Raw genomic sequence first — 1,898 nt, 5'->3', positions numbered from 1 at the left:
GTGGTCGCCGTGGTGTTGGCGTTGCCCGCGGCGACACCGGTCAGGGTCGCGGCGGTGTAGGAGTTGCCGCCGAACAGATTCGAGGCGGTTGCGCCGGCGCCGAGGGAGACCGAGAAGCTCGACTTCGGGGAATAGCCGACCTGGGTCTGCAGCGCCTGAGTGGCGACCGACTTGGCGCTGTCGACCAGCTTCTGCAGCGAGGTGAGGCCGGTGTTGGCGGCCTGAAGCACCTGCACACCGTTGCTGATGCCGTCCAGCAGATTGTTGATGTCGCTGGCACGGTTGTCGAGCGACTGCGCCGTGAAGAAGTTGGTCGGATTGTCGAGAGCGGTGTTGACCTTCTTGCCGGTGGAGAGGCGGACCTGCGTGGTGGCGAGCAGATCAGCCGTCGACTGCAGCGAAAGCAGGTTTTGGCGCACGGACGCGGAGAGAACAATGCTGGACATGCTGGCAACCTTTTGGATGGACTGTCTTGGCCCGATGCCGCCATTTTATTTCGATTATGGCTACCAGAAGGTTAATTCAAATCGCCAAAGCATGTCGCTCGGGCGCGTTGACGGGGCCAACGCGCCCGATTGGTCGCCTAACAAGAAAACGGCGGGGATTTCCCCGCCGTTTTAGCTGTCGTTCTGGTTGCGTGGCTTAGCGGAGCAGCTGGAGCACGCTCTGCTGGCTCTGGTTGGCGAGCGCCAGCGCGGACACCGCGATCGACTGGCGGGTCGACAGCGCCTGGCTGTTGGCCGCTTCCTCGTTGGTGTCGGCGAGCGTCAGGTTGGACGAGCCGGTCTGCAGCACGTTGATCAGGTTCTTGGAAAAGTCCTGCCGAATCTGCACGACCGAGAGGTTGGATCCAAGCGAGGACGCTTCCGCACGCAGCGAGTCGGAGGCGTTCGAGAGCGAAGTCAACACCTTGTTGGTCGCCACGTTGTCGATGAAGTCGATGCCGATCGTCAGGTTGGACAGGCCAAGACCGGCCGCGCTGAACGTCGTGCCAGTGATGCTCAGCGTCGACTTGCCGGTCTCGTTGAACACCAGCTTCAGCGAGTCGCCGTTCAGCAGGTTGACACCGTTGAACGAGGAGTCCTGCGCGGTGGTGGTGATCTGCGACAGGATGTTGTTGAACTGCGTGACCAGGCCGGCGCGGGTGGCCTGCGCGGTCGGATCCTGGACCGGAGCCGAGGCCGACTTGCCGGCAAACAGGTTGGTTGAGCCGGTGAGCGCGCCGATCTGCTGCGAGGCGTTGTCGTTGTTGGTCTGGATCGTCAGGGTGCCCGAGGAGTCCAGGGTGGCCTGCAGGTTGTTGCCCGCCAGTGCCGCGTTCAGCCCGTTGAGATCGTGGACCTGGCCGGCGCCGGTGCCAAACGTGATGTTGGTCGCCGTGCCGGTACCGACCGCGGCAATCTGCAGGACAGTGCCGATAGTGAGGTTCGAACCGCTCGACGGCGTACGCGCCAAGGTCGTGGTCGCGCCGCCGGTGCCGATACCGAGCGAGGACAGCAGGGTCGCGTTGCTCGAGCTGATCGAGAGGTCGGCGGTGGTGCCGGTCGAGATGACGAGCTGGCCGGAGCCGTTGACCGAGGCGGCGGTGGCGCCGGTCGCGGTGGTGATGGTGGCTACGCCAGCCGAGTTGGCGGCGGTCTTGACGCCGGTGGCGAGGTCGATCGCGGACAGGAGGTCGCCGACGGTGCCGCCACCAGCGTTGAGATAGACCTGCGAGTTGCCCGCACCGTCCGTGACGACGTTGCCGGAGACGCCGGAGCCGGGCGTCACCGAGCCGGCGGCGGGGGGCGCACCGGTCTTGAAGGTGATGGTGTGACCGTCGACGGTCAGCGTATCGCCGTCGGCGATGGTCGCGGTGATCGAGTCGGCGGCGGTCGAGGTCGTCAGCGACGTGGCGG

General features: G+C 65.2%; 2 protein-coding genes and 1 pseudogene. 1 reads left to right on the top strand and 2 read right to left on the bottom strand.

Features of this window, described 5'->3' with window-relative positions; genetic code table 11:
- Positions 1 to 446: pseudogene (locus JQ553_RS34205) on the bottom strand (hypothetical protein); the annotation flags it as partial.
- Here JQ553_RS34205 and JQ553_RS34200 point away from each other — a divergent pair.
- Positions 436 to 621, top strand: a complete 186-nt coding sequence (locus JQ553_RS34200) for a hypothetical protein (protein WP_212504475.1) — start codon at positions 436 to 438, stop codon at positions 619 to 621. The pseudogene JQ553_RS34205 and the gene JQ553_RS34200 overlap by 11 nt on opposite strands.
- A gap of 21 nt (positions 622 to 642) precedes the next feature.
- Here JQ553_RS34200 and JQ553_RS34195 read toward each other — a convergent pair.
- The coding region (locus JQ553_RS34195; RefSeq protein ID WP_212504474.1) for a DUF1522 domain-containing protein at positions 643 to 1,898 on the bottom strand (1,256 nt) is incomplete at its 5' end.

The organism is Bradyrhizobium lablabi, assembly GCF_018131005.1.
GTDB classification, from domain to species: Bacteria; Pseudomonadota; Alphaproteobacteria; order Rhizobiales; family Xanthobacteraceae; genus Bradyrhizobium; species Bradyrhizobium lablabi_D.
The sequence above is the reverse complement of the archived record's forward strand: the minus strand, read 5'-3'. Positions and strand labels throughout refer to the sequence as shown.

What these genes read in the sequence shown, in the direction of transcription:
- JQ553_RS34200 (WP_212504475.1), top strand. Translation starts at nt 436, where the DNA reads ATGCTGGACATGCTGGCAACCTTTTGGATGGACTGTCTTGGCCCGATG.